Origin of the sequence: Caballeronia sp. LjRoot31, from assembly GCF_964253885.1 — a bacterium.
GTDB lineage: Bacteria > Pseudomonadota > Gammaproteobacteria > Burkholderiales > Burkholderiaceae > Caballeronia.
The window spans coordinates 367103-387646 of record NZ_CAXURX020000001.1; the positions used below are offsets into that span (position 1 = coordinate 367103).

Here is a 20544-nt window from a genome sequence, read left to right on the forward strand (position 1 = left end):
GTTTTTTCCTCCGTACCGCAAGGTTGATGATTGCGCCGCGAACTCGCGGGGGTCTGAACGAATTCCGTCGTCCACATAAACGCTGCTTGATGCGTAACATGACCTAGGTGAGTACACCGTCATTTTTTTTGCTGAGGGCCAGGTCCGTTATATACAGTACCGTGCCTTATCGCGACGAACTGCGTCTGGCGATATCCCGAAAGATGGTCGCTACCGATTGGGACAAAAGGTAGCCCTGCTCTACTAGGACACCGCTGGACGACAAAGCATGTGCCCGTTAGCGAATCAAGTCCTGCAAGGGAGTCAATCGATACGGTCCAGATTGGTATTGGACACTACGTTCCAGCGTTGCGAAACCTGAAAATCGGCTGCCGGGCTGGAGACGTCGAGCCGCGTGCGCTGCATCCTGTGCGGGCTCAGCCACTTCTCAACACGACTCGCGGGCTTACGGTGGCCGTAAAGGTCGAGAAGGTAACCGAATCTTTGAGCGGCGGCGACGTCACCTGCGGCGTTGAGCGATTCGCTGATATCTTCAGGTGTGAGCTTTGAAGCGAGGTCTTGAAGAATAAGTGCGGCGCGTTCGATGCCACCAATAACCGGGGCGTGCCGAAGCAGGTCTATAAGGGTCGTCGCAACGGAGCTCACACGGACACGGGTCTTTTCCGTCGACAGCGTCACTGTCGGTGCCTGAGCGACCGACTGCTTGCAGAAGAACCGAAGCCGGAAGACCCCAACGTGCAGGACCCGGCGAGATACGGGCACAAACACCTGAGTTTCGAGAACGGCGAAATGGGAGGAGCCGTAAGCTTGCGCAGCAGAGAGGAGGGCTAGTTGATAGGCGTCCTCCTTCTGTATTAAATAATCGTGCAACCACCACAACACGGGCGGTGCTCCACGGTCGAGGTGCTCTGGCGGCACAATGAGCCAGAAGCCGGCACCGTGAGCCAGCGGCTTGATGAAGCCATGCACGTGAAGACGATGAAGCGCGGCCCGGCTGGCTGATACGCTCGTCTCGCGTCCTGTGAGCGCTTCGAACTGCTCGGAGCTGAAGCAGTAATGCGCGCCCATCTGGAGTTTTCTAAGGGCTCCGAGGCTGGAAAGAGGACTGGATTGTTCGCTATTCAATTTGCATAACATTGCAGAAAACGTTACCTCACGCAAATTAGATAGCGCGATAGCTCGCTATCTCAGAAGCTCCGGCGCGCTGACATAAGCACCGGACACCGTGTTCCTACGTCAAATAACACCCGTGCCCATATTACGAAAAAGAGACCCGTAAGTTTCTCAACCATGAGCACAGATTTCCAGGTTATGCGTTCAGCTACACTCGTGACTCTTTTCCATTTCAATCCTCCATGCGGAGCATCGCACGACACTGCTCTAAGTCTTTGCTGAGCGCGTTTATTTCCGATTGCATGCCGGCCGTTCGCCTGAGCAGCTGCCCGACTTGGTACCAGTACGCATAACCCAAGTCTCCCTCCGCCGAGGCGAGTTCGTGAATTTTACGAAGGGCAATTTCGAGGTCGATTTGGCTTTCTGGCGGCATATCGTTTTATCTCCATTACGGCAAGGTTGATGATTGCGCCGCGACACTGGCGGGGTCTGAAACAAGAACCCGTCGTTCACGAAAACGCTTCTTGACGCGTAACCTGACCACGGTGAGTACGCCGCTATTTCGCTGCGGCCCGCGTTCGTCGTATAGTGGAACATAGTGCACTGCACCCCTTGTCGTAAGACAGTACGCCCCTCACTACCTCAAGTACAGAGCAGCTGCGATTGATAACTCATTCGACTCAAGACCTTAGACTGCTCGTTTTGCATCACAATAGATACCTAGCCCTCGAGTACCGAGACGTGCCATGCCAACAGATTCCGATGCCGCTACCGCGTACGACCGGATGTTATCCGCTGGGGAAGCTGCATTCATTTTGAATGTGTCTCTTCCCTATGTTGTCAGGCTGGCGGACCTAGGCAAACTAGGCTCAGTAGAAAGAGCAGAAGACGGGCAACGACTCATTTCTGCCGAAGCGGTTGAAACCTACCGCAAGGCGCAAAACGCTAACGCTAGGATTGCGTTGGAGGAGCTTGCCGCCATATCGCAAAAGGCCGGTGTCTACGACTCTGACCAAAAAGATGACTGAAGAAGCGTTTCAATGAAGCGAACCTCATAGGCTTTTGTCTAATGACGTTCTCACATCCGGCGGGGCGCGGCATCACAGAATAATCAGTTTAGGGCCTTTATCAATTTGACCCAGTATCGGGTCAGTTTCCGCCAGCACAGCCCATTCAGCAGGCTCGTACAGAAAGAAGTTGACGGGGCGCAACAGACGTTGCTCGGCTAAGTGAAGCGCCTCAGAAAGTTCAAGAAGCAGTGCACCTCCGATGACAATCAAGTCGATGTTGCTTCGGCAAGTGTCGGTGCCCTTCGCCAGGGAACCAAACACGAACGCTGAGGAGATGTGTTCGGCAAAAGGTTTAAGTGCCTCACTCAATGGCTCCGCAACGGAAAATGACTTTTGAGCAATGCTAACCAATTCCGGATAGGGGACGAATTCGGTATTCGCACGGATACTCCTTTGCTGGCCTCGTCGGACGTCCTCCTGGAGAACGTCGACCACGACCATTCGGTCCACCTGCTTTTGAGCGCTTCCGCGCCCACTATCAGCCAAACGTAGCAGTTCCTGCAGGGTAAAACTGCGGTCAGGCTGCAGCAGCGTGGCACCAAGGACTCGTTGCAAGCTGGGCGTGAGGACAAAGTCGGCAAGACCCATGGATTTATAACGAAACGATTGTCCTTAATACAGGGATTTTTCTATAATCCTCAATGCAGGGATACTCATCCCTGCATTGAGGATTAACTAAAGCAAAGAACACGCTACTCTAGCCAATAGTTTCAATTCGAGAAAGCTTCGCAGACGATGGCCTGGCGCCATCAAATCTGAAGTGCAACACCTTCCTCGTGTAAGGTGCGCACATGCAAAAAAGAAGAACGTATCAACAGCTTCAGCCTGAAGAGCGCATGACCATTGCAAGCATGAAGCAGCTGGGTTCGAGTGTTCGGGCCATGGCCCGAACACTCGGGCGCTCGGCATCAACTGTGAGCCGCGAGCTGACCAGGAACACGTGTTCTGTCGTGGGCTATGCGTCTGCCCCGGCGCAGTCGCTCAGCACGAGCCGACGCGAGGCTGCGCGCCCATGTCCCAAGCTGCACCCTCAAAGCATGTCGTGGCGCGTCGTACTCACCCTGCTGGAATGGAAGTGGTCGCCCCAGCAGATCTCAGGTACGCTCAAGCGCATGTGGCCCAACGATCCAACCCAGCACGTCTCGCATGAGACCATCTACACTGCCATCTATGCGCAGCCACGCGGTGAGCTGCGCCGCCAGCTTATCGCCTGTCTGCGCCACGGTCACAGCACCCGCATGTCACGCAAGCGGGGCACTGACCGGCGCGGCCAGATCCCCGACATGGTGAGCATCCATGTGCGCCCGCCTGAGGTCGACGACCGGGTGATGCCAGGTCACTGGGAAGGTGACTTCATCAAGGGCGCCGGCAATCAGTCTTCCGTCGGCGTGCTGGTTGAGCGCACCAGTCGCCTGGTGCTGCTGGCGAAGATGGAAGACGCCACCGCCGCCTCGGCACTGGCGGGCTTCACTGCCAAACTGAATTCGATCGCCGCCCCACTGCGCCAGAGCTTCACCTACGACCAGGGTAAGGAAATGACCCGGCATCAGGAGCTCAGCGCCGCCACCGGCGTGCGCGTGTACTTCTGCGATCCGCACAGTCCATGGCAACGCGGTACCTGCGAGAACACCAACGGGCTGCTGCGGCAGTATCTGCCCAAGGGTACTGACCTCTCGATCTACAGTCAGGACGAACTCGATGCCATCGCCGACAGCCTCAACAGCCGACCTCGCGCTACCCATGCATTTCATTCGCCATTCGAGGTCTTCGAACGTATGCTCGCAACCGCTTCGATAACCTCAGCTTCCGTTCATTAACCCGCTGTTGCATTTCAGCTTTGAAACCGCCCCTCAATTCGCTGCAGGACGGCGTCTGGCAAATATCTGTATCGTTTACGCCCATCAGGAGGTAGCCGCCCTCGATTTGCGACAATCGAACGAATAAGCGCCGATACGTCGTATTGCGGAATGTCGAATTCCGCATCAATCCGCTGCGTCGCAACTTCGTAAGCGTCCGGACTCATCGAACATCCTTTCAGTTCCAGTGTCCTCGCAATCACACTTAGGCGTCGATTGAGGTAAGCGCCACGGTGCAAGGACTGGTCGGACCTGAGCGCGGCGACCAGTAATGCGAGATTTGCGGGTCCATCTGTTTAGCTCGAACCAGAAGCAGCCCGAGTCGTCCTCTACCTCTTAATTGAGAGACAGTTGCTGAGCCGGCCTTTATCGCAAGGAACATTGCTTCTAGCTACGACACTGACACCAACCCTGGTTGTTGCAAACGCGAGACCCCGACCGGTGCTGCCCTTCCTGCGCAACGAACAACATCATTCAAATCGCGACAAGTTAACTGCGAAAATATGCTGCACCTAAGCGGTGGGGTATCGCTCAGTCGTCTCGAGAAGGTTTGTCAAGCACTAATCCCTGTCGCCAATCTGGAACGAGGTTTTGCGTCACATCTTTCCATGTTTTTATGTTCCATGCCCTTGCTGCTTGAGTCCAGACGTATTCCGCATCTTTATCGCTACCAGCGCGTCCAACGAGTTCATATGTGCTCCCGCTTTCCGTAGACCCGGTGCGCGTGACTGAGTCGAACGAACGAATAGGTGTGCTAACACGACCTTCAAAGTCGATGATGTTGAAGCCCACGAAATGACGTCTGCCGTCGCCTGCCTCTCGAATAGACCAACGTTCGAGCACCACGTGAGAACTTGAGTTATGCACGTAAATCGACATGACAGTTTGCTCCATCTTGCGTTAAACATCAATCAACTAACCCCAATCGAACGCCTCGTTCCAAAGGAAATATCTGCATAGGGGCGTTTCCTGTCGGACCTGCCGAGCAAGTTGCTTAGGACATGACAATAACGAATTTGATAGTCACGAAAAAGTTGTTGTTATGACCGGACACAAACTCCCGCGCGCAGCGCCAGCACCTTGATAATGGACACATGGGCTGGCGCCGAAGCATGCTGGCGGTTCGCGTGAGAAGTCGACAGTTCACTTTGAGGACGGTGAGACCAGACCGCTTGTCGAGCTTATGGGGACTCGAGACGCTCTCGCACCCGGAGCGGCGTTTCGTGCACGACACGCGCTGGGCGGTCCCATTATTTGCTTCTCTGCGCTTTAGGCTATTTACTAGAAGGACCTCAGAACTGCTCGCACAACCGTCACGATGTCGGTCGACCTGGCTACCCGAACCGGGGGAGCGTCGAGCCGTGGAAAGTTTTGCATCACGACGCTCGTGTGTGCCTCGCCTTTCACCAATATCAAATCCATTCGTGCTTCCCGGAAGTACATCCGCTCTTCGACATTGCTTCGAGTTATCAGGACTGTGGCAGTTCTAGTGCGCAAATAGGGACCTGCTGGTCGCAGCGCTCCTGGCCGAAGGGCTATAAGCGCGCGGTTCCAAACACTAAACGTGGAGTCAACCTGTACGATGCCGGCGCACACCAGCAGCGACACGGCGTCATGGTTGAGATATTCCCCGCCATAAATTTCCACCATTGTTCTACACCGTTTGGAACCGACAGCTTGAAAGTTCTGGGCCATCGTGCTCTCTATGTTAGGTCAGTTCGAATTCGACAACCATCAGAGACGGGCATATCCACGTCCTGCCTTCGGCGACACGGCTGCGTGCTAAATGTCCTGGACCAGAATTGCACTGACAACCAGATTCTGGCGAGGCGCATTAGATGAATTGATGGGAACTCAGAAAATCTGCGTCGACCGAGAGTATGACGACGGACACAGATTCCACGACAACGTTCTTGCATCCAGACGGGAGGTCCATGCAAGGTCACCTCTTGGTGAAGGGCTTTGTATTCTTGACCCTCCGACTATATGTTTCACGAGTCCACGTCCTGCCCGGCACACGAACGGCGTCGACCTCCTCGACCTCGTCCTCGTCAGCACCCCACCTCAGAAACGTCACTCTGGCTAGCGGGTCAGCGTTACGCAATATTTCCATGAGTTCGGCGACCGTCATGATGTCAGCTCCTCTACAGGTGGCGAATTGCGTAGCGATTGACACCTGAGCATGCGGCGGTCGTTCAGATTTCGATAACCAAGCCGGGGGCAAATTCCGGATTCTCGAACGAGACAAGTGCCGCAGGATTTATCGAATAGCGCTTTGGATAGCCGCGCGGATTGCATATAACCCTGCACCCGCCGACCATGTAGTCCACGGAGCGATGAATGTGCCCATGAACCCAGACGTCAACGTATTTCATCAACGGAGTAAGGTCGCTCGCAAATGCCCCGCTCAGGATGTCTCTCTCGTACTCCGTCGGAATCGAATTCGCATGCGGCGCATGGTGAGTGATTACGACGGTCCGTCCTTGAAAGGGCTGAGTCAATCTGTCTGCTAGCCATTCCACGGATTTCTGATGTTCAGTCTCCGCATCACGCGGCGAAAACGCATGCGCTCTGCCATATCGAATATGCCTGTGGTCGTTCATCGCGATTTCAGCTTCACGTAGAGCTACCGTCTTCCATTCAGGCCTCAGATTGTAGTCTGTCCATAGGCAACAGCCGAGGAATCGCACTCCGTTTAGAATCGATTCATCCCGTTCGAGAAACCGCAGTGATGATGGTGCTAGGTTTGTGCGCAACTGATGCTGCGACGTGAAAAATTCGTGGCGGTACAGTTCATGATTGCCGTGGACGTATAACACTGGCACGGGGTACTGGCCATACAAACCGACTGCCTGAGTGCCGACGTGGATGTCCCCTGCAAGAATGAGAACATCAACGTTCTTCGCTAGCCTTAGCGCTTCACTCCCGGGCGCGCCATGGTGGAGAAACTCGTGATGTAGGTCCGACGCGATTTGTATGCGCACTTACTTATTCCTCTCGACGTGAAATGCTATTCTCAGCTAGCGTCATCAATCTGTACTCCTTCAATAACCCCCAAGCGAACGTTGGTTGCGAGACGCCGTAATATCGAGATGTCCGGGGTGCCTTTTAGCAGTTGCACATGCACGCTTCCATTTGAAAAGATGAACCGGAAAAGTTGCTCGTCAAATCCATTTGCCAAAGTGATGCGTCCGTCGGGTTCAAAGTATCGAATCTCTGACAGCTTCGACTCAGGGAGGAACGAGAGCGTCATCGACAATACATTTGGCACATTCATGGAAGCTGAAAACCGTCGGTCGTTGTGGTCGAATACAGCAAGATAAAGATTTTCTGCAAATTGCCGAAGAAAATGAAAATCCGGCCATTCGGCGGTTTCGACCGAAGTATGCTTCCCGTCCACATGCCAGAACGTGAACGAACCGTCCGCCCTTCCGAACGCTGAAGTGATTCTCGCGTCAGGTTCAACGTAGCAAATCTCGGCGACGCGAGGAACAGGAAAAAAGCTAAGAGTCATCGAGAGAGGCAGGGCTACTCCCTCTGCCGATTCAAAATTTTCCATCTCACTGTCCATCGCAGTACCCCTGCGGTTACGCCTTCACCTAAATCGGGCTTCATAACTAACGAGTCGTCCAGCCCGGTTCTCGGCGTCGACCGATTACATCCGGACCACTCGGCCTTGCTACCCGTTGACCAAACTAGAAATTGACGCTGAACCAATGAAACGATTTAACTAATCAAAGTCGTTGCTAGAAGGCGTCGGACGCACGCCGTGCCGAACTCTCGAGATGTATCGAAGTGTTATGACCAATATATTGGTCACGATACCGCAAAAATACAATTTGCACAATATATTGTGTAGAACGCGTTGCAGCAAAACACCACACTCCGGCATCGGAATTTACAGGTGGTGCATGGAACAGCGCGTAAAAAAGTTGGGGCTTGCCCTAAGACAGTTGCGTCAAGCCAAAGGGTGGTCCCAAGAGGAACTCGCGGAGCGAGCAGGCCTCCACAGGAACTTCGTTGGGATGGTCGAGCGCGGCTCCACGCAGGTCGCCATAGACTCATTGTTTAGTCTGGCGGATGCATTAGGGGTCTCGGCGAGTGAGTTGCTGCGCCAGATTGAACCGCCTCCAGTAGACACTGGTGAATAGACAACTTGCATTTGGATGGTTTTGACGCGGCTGCATCGACTCGCTCTTTAAAAAACCGTTGTTGTCGTCTTCAAGAAAAGGATAAACCGCTGGTGTGTTCTTACCGGGGCCGATTTGCTAGCGTTAGCACCCTCCGTTCGAACATGCGGCGACTACTCAGGACCGTTAAAAAAGGTCACGAATTTTGAGACTGGCGACCGGGGGGTGTTCAGTACTCTAGCTGGTCCAATCCTTTATGTCCCAACCCGCAGCGGTGAGCGAAGTACGAGACCCCATATCCGCTCTCGAGTCGTGCATGGCGAACGCTAGAAGCCGTCTGGGGCGGCTAGCCGCTACGAAAACATTCATCAGCGACCGAAGCTTTTCTTCGTCTGTTTCGCCTGCCGGCCCTTTGGAGCCGCATAGATAAGGCAACATGCTTTTTAGGTCGTAAATTCTATTACGACAACTCTCAAGGACCAAGGTCGCGAGATGTGTTTCACCCTTTACCGATGCTATCGTAGCAACCTGTATCGAAAACCTGACCAATTCGTTCTCGACAAGCAATGAGTTGACGCCATTGGGCAGGGTATTTTGTGCTCCCGTGTCGATGAGCCATTCGTCGGGTATGTCTGTCGCATTAATTTCAGCCTCAAGCATGTCACTAAGCTTCACTAGAATCGTCGCGATTGCAGAGCGGGCTGCGATGTCAGTCGAGAGCTCGACCGGACCGATGACAATTTCCAGTGCCAAATGCTTAATCGTACTAGCGTGTTTCTCGTTTGCTGATGCAAGTTGAACCAATTGACGCCAAGTTCGAGCGTCCTTGTACCTGGGCACTCCGTAGGCCTGTAATACCTGGAGGAGAGCGGTGCGGGCAGCTTCGACGCGGTTGGCTCCAGTTGCAATCGAAGCTACTCTCAGCAGTTGCCGAACTGTCCGGTTTGCTTTCCTAAGAGTGACTGCGTCGTCGAAGTTTGGAAAATAGTCGCTTATATGCCGTCCGACGTTCTGCTTTGAATTACCCTCGGTCTTGATTGCACAAATCGCCTTGACTGGATACTGACCGAATTCGTGTGCTGGCAAGAGCGTGGCAGCCCATAGCCCAAAACGCGAAATCACGTCTTTCACCGTCTTATCTGAATATAAGATGAGAGTCGGTGGAGCCGCTGCATCCGGTCCTTGTCCATCGATTTCTCCGCCGACAGGTTTGAGCAAATTCACAACGTTGGCGATAGCAGACCCGAATCGGAGGCTCGTGTGTACTTCAGCGCAGTTGGCGCTCGGGAACCTGTTAGGGGATGTTCGCTTTCCACGATTCAAGATGGCTTGATTGACATCTCCAAAGCGTTGGACCACCGCTCCGTTTCTGAACACCAAGGACAAGACGCCTAATTGAACGTCGCTGGTATCCTGCATCTCGTCGATAAATACATTTGGGAAACGAAATTCGACAGCATCAGCTAGCCCAGGAACCTTGCTTGCGGCTTGTTCAGCATATGCAAACATGTCGGCGTGACGGAGTCGACCCTCCGAAGCCATGGCGTCTTTGACGCGGCGTAGGTGCTCGATAGTGGCCCCACTCGCGGGCAGCGTCTCGTCATCGTGAGTCGCGAGTGCCAAATCGGGGCCTTGGTAACGAACTCCCTTAACCATTCGGGTTCGTTTTTGTTGACTGTGTGAAACCCACGTATTCGCGCTCCAATTCGCACACACGCGTCTTAGAAATTGGGCTTCAAAACCATCTTCGTCAATCTCTCGAACATCAATTCCAAGTTCGCGCAGCCACGGAAGAGCAAGAAACTTGTTCACAAAACTTTGAATTGTGCCTATGAAGTGAGGGTAGGCAAGCAACGCGGCTCCATATGGAACGGACTTCAAGCAGCTCTCTATTTCCTCTCGTGCGACATTTGTGTGCGTGAGAATGCAGATTCCCCGATGCGCATAGGGCCATCGCGCAGACATCAACGAGAGCTTTGCACCTAGTAGCGTAGTCTTCCCACTACCCGGTGCCGCTTGGAAGTCCGCTGTATCGGACTGAAGTATCGCGTCAATCTGTTCTCGACGGCAAAAATTAAGATTGGGAAACAGAAGGTTTATTTTTGAGAGGTCGTCTGCGGTCAACGAGAAGGGCCGATTCATTGAACGGCTCCGGGTACTAGATGGTTAAAAGCATCTCGGATATAGAGCGGAAGGCTCTTAAGTAAAGCGGTACCAATGCCAAGATGACCTTCCCTCGCCATCTTTGCAAGGTATTGCGCGACGATGGCTTTTGACACCTTTTTGGTGTGTAAGAGCTCGTAAACGTCGGCTGCGATAGTCGCTTGGGTGTCAGTCAAAACGAGCGCCGCATACTCCATCTCGGCTTCGGTGCGCTTCGTTTGGTATTCCTCGTCAGTCAGATAGCCCTTGCTGCCTTCTGCCTGTTCAAGCTTTACCGCCACGAACATGTGTTTAGCCACTCCGGACCGCAGCAGGTCATACTCTAGCGTCCAATGGTCCGCGATAAAAACTTCAGTGCTTCCCCCTTTTGCTCGGTCGATTTTAGTCTGGCGAAGCTCCACTATCTCCTGTGCGGTGTAGTCACGTGCCTTACGCTTTTGATGGTTTTTACCATCCTTTGCCTTTGGCTCGCCATTTTCCTCTTTATCCTTGCGGCCTTTGATGAAAGTGACATCATCGGGCACCACGTCGAGGTCACCGATGCAAGCGACGCTAATCGGAAGTTTCCGCCCATCCTTCCGTTGCAAGATTCGAGCGAATCTGAACAGACCAACCCCGCCAACGCTTACCGTCGAAATACTGTTGGCTTCAAACGAACAGCCAGCGGCCTCGGCGAGAGCCGGAAGTACTATAGCTTCGGCCGGCCCCTCCACAATCAGTACGCCACGCGCGAAAAAGAGATTTGCTTTTGTCGAATCGAGAAAGCGCCGAAGAAATTCGTAATCTGAGCCGTCGAGACAGGTCTCGTCCCGGTCCAAGCGATACGTCTTGCCTCCGGTAATCAGGGTGAGCGCGTCAACGGGGGCAGCGGATGCTATGTTGGGGCTGTGCGTCGTAACCAGAATCTGGATGCCGTTTGAGGACGCTTTGTCCGATAGCATGGACAGGACGCGTGCTTGCAACTGTGGATGTAGATGCGCTTCTGGTTCTTCAATCAGGAGAAGAGAAAGCTCGTCGCCGTCCCCGTCGCTGAGTAGCAGCAGTTCCGCCGCCATGAACAACACATTGTTGTATCCGAGTCCTCGTTCGCATGCCATGTCTTCGCTTACCCCACCAGGGGGGCTGAGCGTGAGTTCGAGCCGCTCTAGTATCTGGGCGAGAGTAAGTTCGGCGGATACACGAATCTCCGAAGAGAGCGGAGTCTTCTCGAAACTCAGTGGTTTGAGATAATCTTCGTTAAGAATATCCCTCACATCCTTGACCACCTGCTTTGTGCTAATCCGATGTTGGGCCTGCGCCATGATTTCTACCAACGTCGCTGGCGGTGCGTCTGGATTTCTTTTATCGAAATTGTTCGTGCTCTCTTTTTTTACGTCCTTGTGGGCTCTCAGTACTTGGGACAACCGTGACCCCTTCTTTGGACGCAACTCCGCCAGCGCGTCACGGAGCGGCTTGAGGTACGTCGCCCGAATCAGCTCGCGTGCCGCAGAGCCAATTTCAGGACCTGAGCCACCTTTTCCTGAGTTGACACTGACCACCGGACTGCTTAGGCGACTCCCCCTACTACTCTCGAGTCTGCGAGTTGCCCGAAGATGCACCACTAAGTATGGCTCAACACCGTCCTCAAGCGTCAGCCAGTCCAACAGACCCGCCTGCTGTGCTTTGGTTAATCCACGTAACTCCACCTCGAGTTGCAACTCGTCAGCCTGAAGTGCATTCTTTATATGAAAATCGTCGTCTTCAACCCGGAGCCAATCGTTACTCGTCGTCAATAGAACATAACGGATAACATCTACGATACAAGTCTTTCCCGCGTCGTTTTCCCCAACGAGTACGTTCAAACCTCTCCTGAGTTTCAATTCAAGATGCTCGTTATTAATGAGTGTGCCAAAAACTCGAAAATTTTCTGCGAAAACACGGTGAACGTACATTGGCGGTTCTTTGCTCGCTTTTAGTTTGTCTTATCCAATGCGAACGACGACGTACCATCGTTCGCGCGTAAATTCTTGCTTCTGCTTCCTCGGTTGATGTTCTCGCATGAAACGGGCGCCGTAGATATCGCTGCAGCTAAACGCATAATCTGAGAATCTGGGACCCACAAGCTGAGTAACTAATGGTTGGTTTTTCTTGATAGCTCGAATTTCCAGCTAAATCGCAAACGCCCACCGTCTCGAAAAGATTCTCAGGCGAGGCGGTGCATCTTTCAGTCCGATGTCGATAAACGCTTCGAATTTCCGGCATCCGTTCGTCCCTTAGCTGGTGCCTACGGCGAACTCCCAGTCGACGCGCTAATGATAACGCCAGCTCGGGCAGAATATCGTTATGGCATCGTTGGAAGCGTCGACAAATCTGTTGAGTACCCCTTCAGCCCTCGATGTTTTGTGCCGATACCTACGATAGGCTAAAACGGGGATAATAAGATGGGGATGTTTGGGAACAAACTGGCGTCGCTCGGTAGCGGGCTCAAAGATTCGCTCAACGAGGCCAAGAACAAGGTAGTCGCCGCCGCTGAGAACATCGAAATGCCGGCTGCGCTGACGGACCTGACCGATATGGCTACCAGTCGCGTGTCGGAGGTCTACACCGCAGGCAAGGGACAAGCAGCACGGCTTACGGCGGCAGCCAGCGAAAAGCTGGGCGAAATCGACTACGACGCTCTCAAGTGCAGTGACACGTACGTTACCAAATTCCATAAGTACAAGGACTTAGGAACTGAGAAGGTGACAGCCTACTACCGGTCTACCTTCGAAGTCGACAAGACGACATTGGAGATGATTTCAGACCTCCGCAGCCGGCTGCCCGCCCGTGCCAAGGACGTGGAGGACATCTTTGAGCGGGTCAAGCGCGAGGCTTTCCAGCGCGCCATCTCGGCCTTCTGCCTTGCTCCCCTCATGAGCAGTCTCGATGACAAGCTGGCGGGACGCTATGCCAATCTTTCGGTTAGCTACAACGAATACAAGCAACAGCCTCTCGACAATCATCCGAACTACGCCAAGTTCGAGAATGAGCGGTCCGATGCCTTGCCGCTAACGCCCGTTGAAAATGGCTACAACAGCGGGGAAGTTCTCTATCCGGCTGACGCCCAAATCGACCATATCGTATCGAAGAAGGAGTACTACGAGGATATGTTGGTTCGCATTTCCACGAATGACACCGAGTTCGTCGACGTGGTAAATGCGCAAGATAACCTGACCTTCGCCTATGAGGGCTTCAATAAGGGCAAGAGCAGTCGGGACCTGATGCAGTACATCGAATACTACGGAACGCCGGATGAGCTTGACCCAAACATCATTCACTTCCAGTACGAGAAGAGTGGCCATGTGACCATCAACAAAGCCGAGGCGCAAGCCAAATATGAGGCGGCGCAGGAGCGTCTGCATCAGGCGCATCTCAACGCTGCGAAAGAGATTGGGCTAACGGTGGCGAGCGCCAGCGCGCGAATGGCGGCTCAACAAGTCGTTGGACTCATCGTGGTCGAGACCATCGACATTTTCGTTGATGAAATCAGAGACATTGCTGTGAACGGTAAGCTCTTCGACGAGAACGGCCTGCTCGCCAATATCAACCAGCGGCGCCAGAACATCGCAGACCGGCTGACCCAGCGGTTTGAAGAGCGTCAGATATGGGCGCGGGCTCGCGCCGCAGGTCTCGAAGGAGGTGTGGCCGGGGCGTTGGCGGCCATTCCGCAAATCCTGATTTCGCTTTTTGTAAGGATGCCGGCGTTCATGCTCACTATCATTCGGGAATGCACACTATCGGTCGTGCGCAGCGTGCGGGTCCTGATTAGCGACGACGTGGACAAGTTCGACAGCATCAAGGTCGTGATGCTCGGGACCTCTTCGGCCGTGCTTGGCGTGTACGTGGCGAACGTCATCTCGAAGGCGGTCGCTCCGGTTCCAATACTCAACGTGTTTAACCGTGAGGTCACGGCCGTATTGAGTGGTGTCGTTTTGACTGCGGTGCCCCTGTCAGCGGTCTATGTATTCGACAAGTACAAGACGAATTTTGTCTTTGTGGCGTTGGGCGGCCTGAAGGCCGCCTGACACTGTCAGCTACGAGTTTGGCCGACGAGACTGTTGCGCCGTTATCGCAGAAGTCTTCGTGCACATATGAGGTGTTTGTTAAATATGTCCCAGGTCCCTCAGGACTTTGAACGCCAAAAACTTTATGACGAAGTTTGGGCAGAGCCGGTAACCAAGGTATCGAAACGGTACGACATTTCGGATGTCGGACTCCGAAAGATATGCGTAAGCCTTGACGTTCCTGTTCCGCCGGCGGGTTACTGGGCAAAACTCGCCGCTGGCAAGACCGTGGTGAAGCCTGCACTGCCGCCTACAAAAGGGGCGACAACCTATCGCCGGCAGGTGTTCAAAAACGAGCTGGACGATGAGCTCTCGCAGCGGACGCAGGACCGAATCGACGAAGATGACGCGCCCCAAATCGCAATCGTTTACTTGCGCGAATCGGTTGAGGAATGCTTACCCCTCGTCCGAAAAATTGAAAAAAAGCTGAACGGAAAGCAGCGCGATTCGCGCAATTGGCCCTACTGCGATGACGAGGGGCTCATGCGTGTCGCGGTGTCGCCGGAGAATGTAAAGCGCGCTCTACTGGTGCTGAATCTTCTACTCGAAACGCTTGCCAAAACTGGTTATAAGCTGTCTTGGGGCGACAAAGGAAGTCAGCCGGCAAACGTGACCATCCTCGATGCCAAATTAACGTTCCGCCTAAGAGAGCGTGCTCGACAGGAAACCGTTCCGCTCACACGCGAGCAGCAGGCCGAAAACAAGCGGTTGCGATACGACTACCACCGCCCGACCGTACTCTTCCACCCGACCAATGAGTTGGAAGTCGCGGCATTCACGGGCGACAGTACGTACGCGACCGCCACCGTCGCGGACACCCGGACTGCGTCACTAGACACGAAAGTTCAGGGGTTCGTTGTAAAGCTTCGACATCTGGTCATTCGTGACACGGTCAGAGCCCAAATGGCGCGTGAGCAACACGCGCGGTTCGAGACGCAGGCAGCCGAGCGGGCAAGACTCGCGGAGATTCGCCGACACGCGATGGGGCTTCTAAAGCGTGTGGAGGGCTGGGCAGGGAAACTGGAGCGTGCGAACCGGCTACGCACCTTAGCCGACGAATTTGATGCGAAGAAGCTGAAGTCTTCCGATGACGTCGTAGATGCGGCTTGGATTCGCGGGGCAGCGGATTGGCTTGACCCAACCGTCGAATATCGTTGGGATGATGTTGATAATGCTCCGCCGCTTTACGGCGAGGAATAATCCTCGCCACGCAGTCACAGCATATCTCATAATGTGAATACCGATTTCGACGCACCCGTAGCCTTGCGGGATACAGAAATGTAGAATGCGCGAAAAATAGCTGCATACCATCCAAAATATTCTGACACTTCGCTTTTTCCGCTTTAAGATTGTCAATCTTTCAAATTTATTCCAGTAGCCTTTCAATCACCACCCTCGCCTTTCAAATTACAATTCTTTCATTTTAATTTCATATCCGTTGCCCACACGCGGTAACAGCAACGCAAGTAAGCTCGTAAAGACACGCCGCAACTACTATCTGGTCGAGTCGTTCGGATACTCGCCGAGTGAGCCCGGTTGTTGAACAGCTTCCCGGTCGGACTCGCCCATATGTTTCCAATATCGCAAAGGCACTTGGCGTCACAACCTCTGACGTCGTTATGAAAACTCCCAGGAAAGCCGGACAGAGCTTATGGCAGCCATTAAGAAGCTCTTGCCCATCCCCAGCCAGCAAAGGTAGCTTCATTGGTCAAGAACTGGCATCCAGTCGATTGGACGCCATTTTGTTTGCCTCCAACACCCATAAATACCCGGCCGGAGGTATCATCCGGTCGTGTCGGCGCTCGCGGTTAGCGCGTCGGTAACCATTAGACATTCCGGGGTCGCAAACTGGCAAATGCGAAACGCATCAAGTTCAGTATTTACGACATTGCAAAGCCTTAAAACCGGGCACAGCAAGTGGCTACAGAAAAAAGCTTCAGCGAAAAAACAAGTGCTGACGATAAAAGCATTGGTTTCGAGTATCAGTATTACTACTTTCTCGATAGGCTGCTTAATTTAAAAAGCGGGCAGTCGGTCGGGCTGGAAGTAAAGGACGACGTCCATACCGACCTCGATGCCGACTGCCAACTCCTCTTCCAGCTCAAACACACCGTCAAAAAGGCTGCTGGGGGAGCACCCATTGCGTTACCAGAGTTGGACGTCGACCTCTGGAAGACCCTCTATAACTGGACTCAGATAATCGTTGACGCTGCCGACGGGCGCTCGACAATCAGCGCTCAACTCGCGTTTGTCCGGAAGACTGAGTTCCATTTGGTGACCAACAAGTCGGAAAGCAAGACAAATAACTTTCTGGCTTTGCTTGAGGAATTTAAAGCAGGTAAAAGCGACTTCTCCCCGCTTAGGGCGGCGCTAACGGCGCTAGAAAATAAGACAGCCGACGCGACCATTAAAGGTTACATCGCGGCGGTGGCCTCGCTGAACGACGAGATTTCTGAGCAGTTCTTTCGACGCGTCTCCGTCGAGCTGTCTCTCGATGACATCATCGGCCGCGTCAAGCTTTCGATTCGCGACAAGTTCATAGACCCGACCAGAATTGACGAAGTCTTTGCTCGTCTTAATTCGCGTATTCGCGAAGACAATTTCTATCGCATCAAGGCGGCCCAGCCCATACTCATCGCGCGGGATGACTTTATGGAAAAGTACAAGAATATCTTTGTCGACGGGCGTAGCAAAATTCTCCCGGAACCAAGCTTCACCCCTGTGTTACCCGACAAAATATTCGCACAACTCTTTATACAGCGGTTGATAGAAATTGAAGCAATCGACCCCGACGACCTAGAAACCGCGCTTGAGTACACGACGCAAAAGCTCCGCATTGCGCGTTTTCTCGAGGCTTGGTTGCAAACTGGCGACCTGCTGTCCGATGAGGTCAACGCACTTCACAAAGAGGTGTTTACGAGGTGGAGGAATAAATTTCAGTTTGCGTTCAAGAAATGCGCAACCCCATCTGACGTAGTCGACAAAGCTCTCGAGCTCTTCGTGGCTTTGCGGGAGGAGCGCTTCAAGGTCGGTCCCTCCGAGCTCAACACGGAGTTGAGCAACGGAGAACTGTATTACCTCTCAGATGATGGAAAGATTGGCTGGCACCGTGATTGGGAGTCGCTGTGAAGCAGAACTGGAATGGATACAACAACATAGGCATATGCGCGACTGCGTTGATGAGTGTCATATCCCACATGGGAGAGCTGCCGCTCGCGAAGGCGATGCTAGTCATGCCATTGGTTATGCACGACGCAACACTAGCATTCTTGAGCAATGCGAACGTGCGAAAACGCGAAGCTGCCGCGCTCACATCGGTAAAGCCAGAGCTGTTTGCCAACTTTAACAGGCGCTTCGAAGACAGCTTAGTGCTATCGCTAAATGCGCTCCAGTTATTACTTCACCTCGGTCACGTGAAATTGCAAGGGAATATCATCCCGAGCACTCCGATGCAGATTACTTCCGACTACGGCTCGAGGGCTCAGCGCATTGTTAAGGCAACGCCGAGTATCGCCGCACTATTAGCAAGCCCCGTCGAGGAACTTTACTTAAATTTCAGGGTGCACCTTTGAACTTCGGTATAGATGTCATCAGCCTATGGCCTCATAAGGGAGAGCGCCGAGACATAAAGTTCGCAAGGAATCGCGTCAACGTTATCACTGGTGAAAGTCAGACAGGGAAAACGGCGCTTCTTGGAATCATCGACTACTGCTTTCTGGCCAGTGACCATAACCTGCCGCATAGCGTCATCAATGAGAACACCGCATGGTATGGTCTGAAACTTTACGTCAATGAGAAGGAGCTAGTCGTAGCACGACGCAGCCCGCATGAGAGTCGCGTATCGAGCGATTATTACTTCTCAAGTGTCGGCACTGTACCAGACGTCCCCGTGCCAAACGCTGCCGAGGACGATATCCGGAACATACTTGAAGCCGAGTTTGGAATCGACGAACGCACTGTCGTTCCATACGGCGGCCGAGCGCTTCGTATGGGCTCGAAGGTATCGTTTAGGTTTTTCTTCCTGTTCAACACGATTTCGGATGAAATCATCTTGAGCACGAAGACGTTTTTCGACAAGCAGTCCGACGAGCGCTATCGTGAGGCGCTGCCGCGCATCTTCGACTTGGCACTTGGGATTGATGATGTAGAGAATATTGCGGCGCGTGAGAAGAGGGAGCAGTTGCGCAAGGAGCTAGCTCGCGAAGAGCGGCGGTCTGAGACGCTCACAGTGCGGCAAGGTACGTTCGACCGCGAGGCTCGCGCTATCGCTGCCAAGGCTGCCGAGTTTGGTCTCATCAACGAAACCGTAAAGGACATTACGCCGGAGCGTCTGCGAGACGTCATCCATGAGGCGTCTTCTCCGGAGATACCAAAGGGTTTTGACAAATATTCCGACCTTTCCGCGCAAGTGTACGCAGTCGACCGGCGGCTTCGCAATTTGCAGCAGTTCACACGAGAGTACAAAGCATACAAGGAGACCCTAGGCAAAACCAATGATAGCTTACGTCCACTGGCGGTCATTCTCGAACGCTCGCCTGAACTTCTCAAGTCGGAGGTGTTTGATGACCTCATCAGTGGATTGAAGGTCGACCTTCAGCGGGTGAAAGAGGCCATTGCGCCCAGGAGACCGGTTGATGGCGAAATTACGTCGATGGTCAAACAGCTCGAGAAGCAAAAGGCCGGGCTTAAGACGCAGTTGGAGGCTTTGCCTCAAAAGCCGAAGTCGTTCGAGTCACTGCGGGACTTGTATCTCTTCCTCGGAGAAGCGCGGGGGAAGTTGACGACCTACAGTGAGGCTGAGCCCCCTCAATCGTTGACCGTGGCCTCGTCTGGTTCCTCGGAGTTGCAAACTCAGCTCGACGCGATACACGTGCGGGACGTGGACGAAGCGCGAGAGGCTGTAGTTCACCTCATCGAGGAAGTGGCCGTCGAGCTGGTGGCGGAAGTTAGCGCTTCCCTTGAAAACTACGCCAAATGGCAGGCAGTTTTCAACTACCGAGAAAAGCGTCTGCAACTGCGTAAGCCAAAGTCCACTCTTATCGAGAACGTGGGCAGTAGCTCGAACCATATGTTCCTGCACCTCATCCAGTTCCTGGCGCTGCATGAGGTGGCAATCAACAGGAAATCCAGGTTTGTTCCGAGTTTTTTGGTTCTGGACCAACCAAGTCGACCGTACTATGGCGAGAAAGATGAGACCGGTGCAGCGCGCGACAAACATAGTGATGACGCGAAAATCGCATCAGCATTCGGTTTGCTAGATAGATTCATCGAGCGTATGAACTCGGAGTACCAGACCGAATTTCAGATGATAGTTTTCGAGCATGTGCCGATGTCGTTGCTAAAGGAGATGCCGAATGTTCATCTCGTCGAAGAGTTCCGCAACGGAAACGCCCTAATTCCTCAAAAGTGGATTGCCGCGTAGCTGGGGTATCCACAGTAGGGATGAGGTTGGTCAGGTGCCCACCTCAAGGACGTAAGGTGTCTTCGATGTGGTCGCTGCTTTTCTGCCTTCGGGAACGGGCCCGCAAAATTGCTCAAGGCACCTAACATCAGCCGGAGCGAAAGTTGAGATGTCAATGCTCGAATGCCATGACTGTTCAATTCCCCTCCACATTGCCGACCACTCCGCTTGTAGGTTCCTCCAGAACCTCGTTGACCTCGTCGGCATGCAATGCTCTCGTTCTCGCGCGCCCGGGCCAATCTGAATCCATCCTTAGACAACAATGTGAAGCGCCGTAGCGATGCAACTAAAACGCCGCTCGGGTCTCCTGTCCACCATGGCAGCCCGGCACGACCACAACAACGATATTGCTTGATTGCGAATCGCTCGATTCTGCGCGAAACAGCCTCGGAAGGCTGTTCTACCGCAACGGCACTACATTGGCGTGCTTCCTCGCGGACCAAGTGCTCGAGGCGAGCTACATCAAGGCTCCGGGCACACTGCCCAGCTTCGGCGGTAGCTCGTGGTCGACTAACCCCCTTCGATAACATACAAAAAAAACTCTGTTTAATGTGTGGTACCGAACAAAGCAAAGGCTTTGGTAGGAGGAACCTTTTCGAATTAAGTCATTTAATGGAGGATTAAAATGCCGCTGATGATGGGTACCTTCGACGGAATTCCCAACATGTA

The 20544-nt window shown here is 53.4% G+C and carries 17 protein-coding genes; 8 read left to right on the forward strand and 9 right to left on the reverse strand.

The window, feature by feature from the left end; all coding sequences use genetic code 11:
* Nucleotides 1-303 precede the first annotated feature (303 nt).
* Together ACSQ8V_RS01665 and ACSQ8V_RS01670 are read right to left on the reverse strand one after the other, a co-directional pair.
* Entirely contained in the window at nucleotides 304-1068 is a 765-nt protein-coding gene (locus tag ACSQ8V_RS01665) for a type IV toxin-antitoxin system AbiEi family antitoxin domain-containing protein (protein ID WP_436204689.1), read from the reverse strand.
* 277 nt (nucleotides 1069-1345) lie between these two features.
* Nucleotides 1346-1546, reverse strand: a complete 201-nt coding sequence (locus ACSQ8V_RS01670) for a hypothetical protein (protein ID WP_436204690.1) — start codon at nucleotides 1544-1546, stop codon at nucleotides 1346-1348.
* Nucleotides 1547-1859: 313 nt separating this feature from the next.
* Between ACSQ8V_RS01670 and ACSQ8V_RS01675 the strand changes: the two genes are divergently transcribed.
* Nucleotides 1860-2141 (forward strand): hypothetical protein, encoded by a 282-nt coding sequence (locus tag ACSQ8V_RS01675; RefSeq protein WP_436204691.1) that lies wholly within the window; start codon nucleotides 1860-1862, stop codon nucleotides 2139-2141.
* Between the two features lie 72 nt (nucleotides 2142-2213).
* On the opposite strand, the gene ACSQ8V_RS01680 is transcribed toward ACSQ8V_RS01675, so the two are convergent.
* Nucleotides 2214-2771 carry a nucleotidyltransferase domain-containing protein gene (locus tag ACSQ8V_RS01680; protein ID WP_436204692.1) on the reverse strand — a complete coding sequence of 186 codons (558 nt, stop codon included), beginning with the start codon at nucleotides 2769-2771 and terminating at the stop codon, nucleotides 2214-2216.
* A 203-nt stretch (nucleotides 2772-2974) separates the two neighbouring features.
* Between ACSQ8V_RS01680 and ACSQ8V_RS01685 the strand changes: the two genes are divergently transcribed.
* The gene (locus ACSQ8V_RS01685; protein WP_436204693.1) at nucleotides 2975-4000 is read left to right on the forward strand and encodes an IS30 family transposase; all 1026 of its coding nucleotides are present in this window, start codon (nucleotides 2975-2977) and stop codon (nucleotides 3998-4000) included.
* A gap of 570 nt (nucleotides 4001-4570) precedes the next feature.
* Here the strand turns inward: ACSQ8V_RS01685 and ACSQ8V_RS01690 are convergent.
* The 4 genes from ACSQ8V_RS01690 to ACSQ8V_RS01705 form a co-directional block, all read right to left on the reverse strand.
* Nucleotides 4571-4918, reverse strand: coding sequence for a hypothetical protein (locus ACSQ8V_RS01690; RefSeq protein WP_436204694.1), 348 nt, complete (start codon nucleotides 4916-4918; stop codon nucleotides 4571-4573).
* Nucleotides 4919-5981: 1063 nt separating this feature from the next.
* Nucleotides 5982-6170 carry a hypothetical protein gene (locus ACSQ8V_RS01695; RefSeq protein ID WP_436204695.1) on the reverse strand — a complete coding sequence of 63 codons (189 nt, stop codon included), beginning with the start codon at nucleotides 6168-6170 and terminating at the stop codon, nucleotides 5982-5984.
* Nucleotides 6171-6234: 64 nt separating this feature from the next.
* Nucleotides 6235-7023 carry a metallophosphoesterase family protein gene (locus ACSQ8V_RS01700; protein ID WP_436204696.1) on the reverse strand — a complete coding sequence of 263 codons (789 nt, stop codon included), beginning with the start codon at nucleotides 7021-7023 and terminating at the stop codon, nucleotides 6235-6237.
* Nucleotides 7024-7055: 32 nt separating this feature from the next.
* Nucleotides 7056-7598, reverse strand: coding sequence for a hypothetical protein (locus ACSQ8V_RS01705; protein ID WP_436204697.1), 543 nt, complete (start codon nucleotides 7596-7598; stop codon nucleotides 7056-7058).
* Nucleotides 7599-7950: 352 nt separating this feature from the next.
* Between ACSQ8V_RS01705 and ACSQ8V_RS01710 the strand changes: the two genes are divergently transcribed.
* Nucleotides 7951-8190, forward strand: a complete 240-nt coding sequence (locus tag ACSQ8V_RS01710; RefSeq protein ID WP_436204698.1) for a helix-turn-helix domain-containing protein — start codon at nucleotides 7951-7953, stop codon at nucleotides 8188-8190.
* A gap of 216 nt (nucleotides 8191-8406) precedes the next feature.
* On the opposite strand, the gene ACSQ8V_RS01715 is transcribed toward ACSQ8V_RS01710, so the two are convergent.
* Nucleotides 8407-10311, reverse strand: coding sequence for a UvrD-helicase domain-containing protein (locus tag ACSQ8V_RS01715; RefSeq protein WP_436204699.1), 1905 nt, complete (start codon nucleotides 10309-10311; stop codon nucleotides 8407-8409).
* The gene (locus ACSQ8V_RS01720; protein WP_436204700.1) at nucleotides 10308-12263 is read right to left on the reverse strand and encodes an ATP-dependent nuclease; all 1956 of its coding nucleotides are present in this window, start codon (nucleotides 12261-12263) and stop codon (nucleotides 10308-10310) included. The genes ACSQ8V_RS01715 and ACSQ8V_RS01720 overlap by 4 nt, the downstream gene beginning before the upstream one ends.
* Before the next feature lie 495 nt (nucleotides 12264-12758).
* Here ACSQ8V_RS01720 and ACSQ8V_RS01725 point away from each other — a divergent pair, with 495 nt between their 5' ends.
* From ACSQ8V_RS01725 to ACSQ8V_RS01745, 5 genes are all read left to right on the forward strand, one after another.
* Nucleotides 12759-14375 carry a hypothetical protein gene (locus ACSQ8V_RS01725; RefSeq protein WP_436204701.1) on the forward strand — a complete coding sequence of 539 codons (1617 nt, stop codon included), beginning with the start codon at nucleotides 12759-12761 and terminating at the stop codon, nucleotides 14373-14375.
* Nucleotides 14376-14459: 84 nt separating this feature from the next.
* Nucleotides 14460-15614, forward strand: a complete 1155-nt coding sequence (locus tag ACSQ8V_RS01730) for a hypothetical protein (protein WP_436204702.1) — start codon at nucleotides 14460-14462, stop codon at nucleotides 15612-15614.
* 717 nt (nucleotides 15615-16331) lie between these two features.
* Nucleotides 16332-17543 carry a hypothetical protein gene (locus ACSQ8V_RS01735; RefSeq protein ID WP_436204703.1) on the forward strand — a complete coding sequence of 404 codons (1212 nt, stop codon included), beginning with the start codon at nucleotides 16332-16334 and terminating at the stop codon, nucleotides 17541-17543.
* The gene (locus ACSQ8V_RS01740; RefSeq protein WP_436204704.1) at nucleotides 17540-17986 is read left to right on the forward strand and encodes a three component ABC system middle component; all 447 of its coding nucleotides are present in this window, start codon (nucleotides 17540-17542) and stop codon (nucleotides 17984-17986) included. The genes ACSQ8V_RS01735 and ACSQ8V_RS01740 overlap by 4 nt, the downstream gene beginning before the upstream one ends.
* Nucleotides 17983-19836, forward strand: a complete 1854-nt coding sequence (locus tag ACSQ8V_RS01745) for a DUF3732 domain-containing protein (RefSeq protein WP_436204705.1) — start codon at nucleotides 17983-17985, stop codon at nucleotides 19834-19836. The genes ACSQ8V_RS01740 and ACSQ8V_RS01745 overlap by 4 nt, the downstream gene beginning before the upstream one ends.
* Nucleotides 19837-20544: the final 708 nt, after the last annotated feature.